Here is a 4,303-nt window from a genome sequence, read left to right as displayed (position 1 = left end):
TCGCCAGAAACCGCTCCCGGTGCGGAAGCAGGGCGGCCGGCGCCCCGGGAGCAAGGCCCTGGGTGGACGTCAGGTAGCTGGAGGCACCGTACACCGACTTGAGCTCACCCGGTGTACCCGCCGAAACCTCCGCCGTGGAAATGGTTGCGGCGAGTGCACCCTGGAGCGCCTCGTCGGACAGCGTGGGAACGAAGTCCTGGAGCACCCCTTCGAGGAAGGGGCGCAGTCCCCGCTGCAGATCGTCGAGTGCTTGCGTGCGCAGCGCCTGGGGGGTGACCTCCCAGTAGTGCTGCACCACTGCACGAATCAGGGGCTGGAACAGCTCGTGCACGGCCTCGAGCGGCGGACGCCCGTGGCGGAAGGCCAACAGCAACGGCACGATCGAGGAGATGGCGGTCCCCGTCTTCTGCTGCGTCCGGTATCGGGCGACGGCCGCGTGCGCCAGCTCGCTGAACCGCCCCTCGTTGGCGAACCGCTCCGCGGCGCAGGAGACCGCGAGGTGCAGCCGGGCCTCGTCGCCGCTGCTCAGCCACGAGGGCTCCTCGCGCGGGCTTTCGGAGAGCAGGGCGTCGACGGTTTGCTCGAAGGTGGGTAACGCCATTTGGCTCGTTGTTGTCAGAGATGGCTGATGAGCGCAATGCGCTCATCGGCGGTGAGTGACCCAAGGGCTGGCGATCATTGTGCCATGTTGGGAGCATCGAGTAAAGGTCCGGTGGGCCGCACCCCCCACCTGCGTGGCGATAACGCCCAACTCAGCTGCTCAGACTCCCACAAGTTGGCGCTGAACGGGTGTACGTGGGCGGCCCCGCCGCGACGCCCCCGTGCCGAGCGACTCGGCGACATCGACCTCGTGGCGTACACGGTGCGGAACCGTCATCTCTACAGCGGCATGCTCCCCGGGTGGTTGGGGGGTGGTGTGCGCTCGATGCGCTTGCGTTCGCTGTGCCCGCGCAGGTCGTGTCGGTCGGCGGACGGTGGATGGCGCAGGACGTGTGCGCCGTGGATACGGCGGCGCGTACCGGCTCACGGATGGTGACACCGTGCCCTTCGACCTCTGCTCCCTTGCCGTTGGGTCGGTGGTGGCCAGAGGGGCCACGCCCGGCGTGGGTGAGGTGGTGCGGCTCGTGAAGCCGCTGGAGTAGGTGCTCGCCTTTGCCGAACGTGTGGATGCGCTGACGCACTGTGGGGCAGGTCACGTGGTGGTGGTGGGCGCGGGCATCGCGGGAGTGGAGCTCGCCCTCAGTATGCGCACGCGCTTGGCGGGGACCGGCGTGACCGTGTCAATCATCTCGCACGCCGCCAAGGTCGCGGCGGAACGGGCGCCGCCGCGCCGGTCTGGCTGGCGACGGCTGGCCTGCCGGTCACCCGCGACGGGTACCTGGCGGTTGACGCGGCCCTGCGTGTCGTGGGCACCGACGGTCTGTTTGCGGCAGGCGACGTGGCAACGCTGGTGCAGGCCCCGGCCACGCCCAAGGCCGGTGTCTACGCCGTGCGTATGGGACCGCCCTGGTGGAGAGCCTGCGTCACGAGCCGGGACAGCGCACGGCGGTTCCCGTGTATCGTCCATAGCGTCGGTGGCGGTCGCTGATCACTGTGAGCAACGGGACGGCGATCGCCTCGCGGGGACCCTTGGCGCTCCGTGCCCGGTGAGCGTGGCCCCTGAAGGACCGCCTTGACCGGCGGTTGATTGCCCGCTTTTGTCACCATCCGGCCTCCACTCGATCATTCTCGCACCCGAGGCGCGTGCACCGTGAGCCTGCTTGCCTTCCTTCGAAGAACGCCCTCGGCGGCCCTGGTTGGGGTACAGCTACTGGGGGTGGTACTCTATGCGCTCATGGAAAGCTCGCCGCGCGGGCGTGCGCTCTTCGCCCTCTTCGGCGTGCTGGTGCTGGGCTTCGCGCTGCGCGTGGTACGCAGTGGCCCCTGGCTCACCTGGATCGGTGTCGCCCTGGCCGTGCCGATCGTGGTCCTCACGATCGTGGGCGTGTTCACCCCGAACCCGGCCATTGCCACGACGTCGGCGGCGCTGTACGCGGCGTTCTACCTGTATGCGGCGGGCAGTCTCATTGCCTACATGTTGCAGGATACCCGCGTGGCCACCGACGATCTGTTCGCCGCCGGCGCCACCTTCACGCTGTTGGCCTGGGCCTTCGCGTACAGCTTCGTCGTGTGTCAGGCCTTGCAGCCCGGTGCCTTCGGCTACAGTGCGCATCCCGATGGCACACCGGCACCGCGCAGCTGGACCGAGTTGCTGTACTGCAGCGTGGCCGTGCTCTCGAGCGTGGGGCTCAGCGACATCCTGCCGGTGACGCCCATGGCGCGCGCGCTGGTCATGCTCGCGTCATTCACGGGGGTGCTCTACATCGCGCTGGTGGTGTCCCGGCTCATCTCGCTCGCGACCACCGGCAGCAGGGGCGATCAGGGAAAGCCCTAGGTCGCGCGCGCGGCGTGATGGGCTCTGGCGATCCAGGGCATGAGGGCGTCCACATCACGCGCGTCACGGAGCACGAGCTCGTGGGTGATTCGCGACGAGCCGCCCAGTCCGCGCCGTGCACGCGCCGGCACGGTGTGCGGAGCGAGCTCACCGATCGCGTGCGGCGGAAGCGCCAGTCCCACCAGAGTATCGCCCGCCGTGCGCGCCGGGGTGCCGTCGGGAAAGAGCGAGGCGAAGAGACCGGTCGGATCTTCATAGGCGCCACCCGCATCCAGTTCATGCGCGGCGATCACCTGGGCCTGAATGTGTCCGAGCCCGTGATGCTGCTTGAGCCACGCGGTGCGCGCGGCGCGCAGCGAGCGGTCGGCCAAGGTGGGCCCATGGGCGCGGACTTCACGCACCCACGCCTCGAGGGTGCGTCCGGTGCGTTCCGGCAGGTTGCGGACAATGGCCGCCTGCATTTCACGAGGAGAGAGCGCCATGGCTGGAAGGGAGAGCGGTGTTGGTGCTGCCGTGGTCAGGGGTGGGTCGCCAGTGACTCGAGCGCACGGCGCAGCTGACGGACGAGCAGTCGGCGCCACCCCAGCCCCAGCACGGCGCGCGCGATCAGGACATTGAAGCCGTCGCAGGCGGGGGCCGGGTCGGCGCGGAACTCGAAGGGTGTCCCCACCACCGGCGCGAAGCCCACGGGGCGCATGAGCCAGCCGGCGAGCAGCTCGGGGTCGGTGAGCGCGCGCCATACCCGGGCGGGCGGATGTTCGTACACGACGGCTTTGGTGATGGGCGGGAGCCAGAGCTTACCCACGATTGCCCTCCCTCTCCCGCTGTGCCTCGGCGTCGAGCACATCGCCCAGGCGGCCGAGGGCCGTGTCCTAGAAGTGGTCGTAGCGGTGCAGCCACGCGCTCAGCAGCTGAAAGCCGGCAGGGTGCAACCGGTGCAGGCGCTCGCGGCCGCGCCGCGTTTCCTGCACGAGGCCGGCTTCCCGCAACACCCGCAGCTGCTGCGAGATGGCGGGGCGGGTCATGTCGAAGCGCGCCGCGAGGTCGGTGACGCGCACCTCGCGCTGGTCGGTGAGCTGCGCGATGAGTGCCCGGCGGGTGGCATCGCCGAGAGCGGCGAACACCAGGTCGGCGGGCGACCGGGTACCGGATGGGGTGATTGCGGGGGTGTCACACGGCATGGCCCACATTGGGTAAGTTCATACTTACCTGTAAAGGTCGCTTGGTGTGGACACCGCTTGCGTCCCCGCACTCAGCGTACCCCGGGCGGTAGAACGCCCGGTTCTGTTGCAGCACTCACATTGAAGTGCGCGCAAAGCGCGCATACCGCAAAGCGCTGCCAACAGCAACGATCGTTATGCACTCGCGCGACGAGACGGACGTGTCGCCGCATCGCGCTCGACGGCGACGCGCTCGGCCAGGTAGACTTTCAAGAGTGACTGGTATGGCAAGAAACAGTTGGAGAGCAAGAGCGGGACCTTACCCGTGAAAGACGATACATGGTTTCCAAGTAGGCCAGCGCGATGCTCCGAAGCACCTGCGGGAACCGGGCTTCATCGTGGACCACGGGCACGGCAACGCACGTCAGGAGCAGGAATGGGTGGAGAGCGACGTGGCGAAGTCGTTCTGGGTTGGCATCCACTCCAAGGGTCGCGCCACGCGACATGTGCGCACCTACCGTTGTCCGCGCTGCGGGTACCTCGAGAGCTACGCCGACGACAGTGACGCGTAACACGCGGGTCGCGGGTGCGACTATCGCGTATCGCTATCGACGCGCGTGCAGTACCAACAGTCCGCACGTCGCGAGCCCGCGAAACACCGGCGGGATCTCGCGATCGTTGGCGTACCACTCCAGCGACTCGAACTGCT

7 protein-coding genes are annotated in these 4,303 nt (G+C 68.4%); 3 read left to right on the top strand and 4 right to left on the bottom strand.

Going from position 1 to position 4,303, the window contains the following annotated elements; genetic code table 11:
* A partial coding sequence (locus LW840_RS17325; RefSeq protein WP_291277468.1) for a hypothetical protein occupies positions 1-601 on the bottom strand: 601 nt, incomplete at its 3' end.
* Positions 602-992: 391 nt separating this feature from the next.
* Here LW840_RS17325 and LW840_RS17320 point away from each other — a divergent pair.
* Together LW840_RS17320 and LW840_RS17315 are read left to right on the top strand one after the other, a co-directional pair.
* A complete protein-coding gene (locus LW840_RS17320; RefSeq protein WP_291267586.1) occupies positions 993-1,142 on the top strand; it encodes a hypothetical protein in 150 nt (49 codons plus the stop codon).
* Between the two features lie 608 nt (positions 1,143-1,750).
* Entirely contained in the window at positions 1,751-2,434 is a 684-nt protein-coding gene (locus LW840_RS17315) for an ion channel (RefSeq protein ID WP_291263518.1), read from the top strand.
* On the opposite strand, the gene LW840_RS17310 is transcribed toward LW840_RS17315, so the two are convergent.
* From LW840_RS17310 to LW840_RS17300, 3 genes are all read right to left on the bottom strand, one after another.
* On the bottom strand, positions 2,431-2,916 hold the full coding sequence (locus tag LW840_RS17310; protein ID WP_291267585.1) for a DUF4287 domain-containing protein: 486 nt from the start codon (positions 2,914-2,916) through the stop codon (positions 2,431-2,433). The genes LW840_RS17315 and LW840_RS17310 overlap by 4 nt on opposite strands.
* 35 nt (positions 2,917-2,951) lie before the next feature.
* A complete protein-coding gene (locus tag LW840_RS17305; protein WP_291267584.1) occupies positions 2,952-3,239 on the bottom strand; it encodes an SRPBCC domain-containing protein in 288 nt (95 codons plus the stop codon).
* A gap of 67 nt (positions 3,240-3,306) precedes the next feature.
* Positions 3,307-3,615 carry a metalloregulator ArsR/SmtB family transcription factor gene (locus LW840_RS17300; protein ID WP_291267583.1) on the bottom strand — a complete coding sequence of 103 codons (309 nt, stop codon included), beginning with the start codon at positions 3,613-3,615 and terminating at the stop codon, positions 3,307-3,309.
* Between the two features lie 377 nt (positions 3,616-3,992).
* On the opposite strand from LW840_RS17300, the gene LW840_RS17295 reads away from it, so the two are divergent.
* A complete protein-coding gene (locus LW840_RS17295; RefSeq protein ID WP_291277467.1) occupies positions 3,993-4,166 on the top strand; it encodes a hypothetical protein in 174 nt (57 codons plus the stop codon).
* The last annotated feature ends 137 nt before the right edge of the window (positions 4,167-4,303 follow it).

Source organism: Gemmatimonas sp. (genome assembly GCF_021298855.1).
Taxonomy (GTDB): Bacteria; Gemmatimonadota; Gemmatimonadetes; order Gemmatimonadales; family Gemmatimonadaceae; genus Gemmatimonas.
Note: the sequence above shows the minus strand (reverse complement) of the source record. Positions and strands in the feature narration are given on the sequence as shown.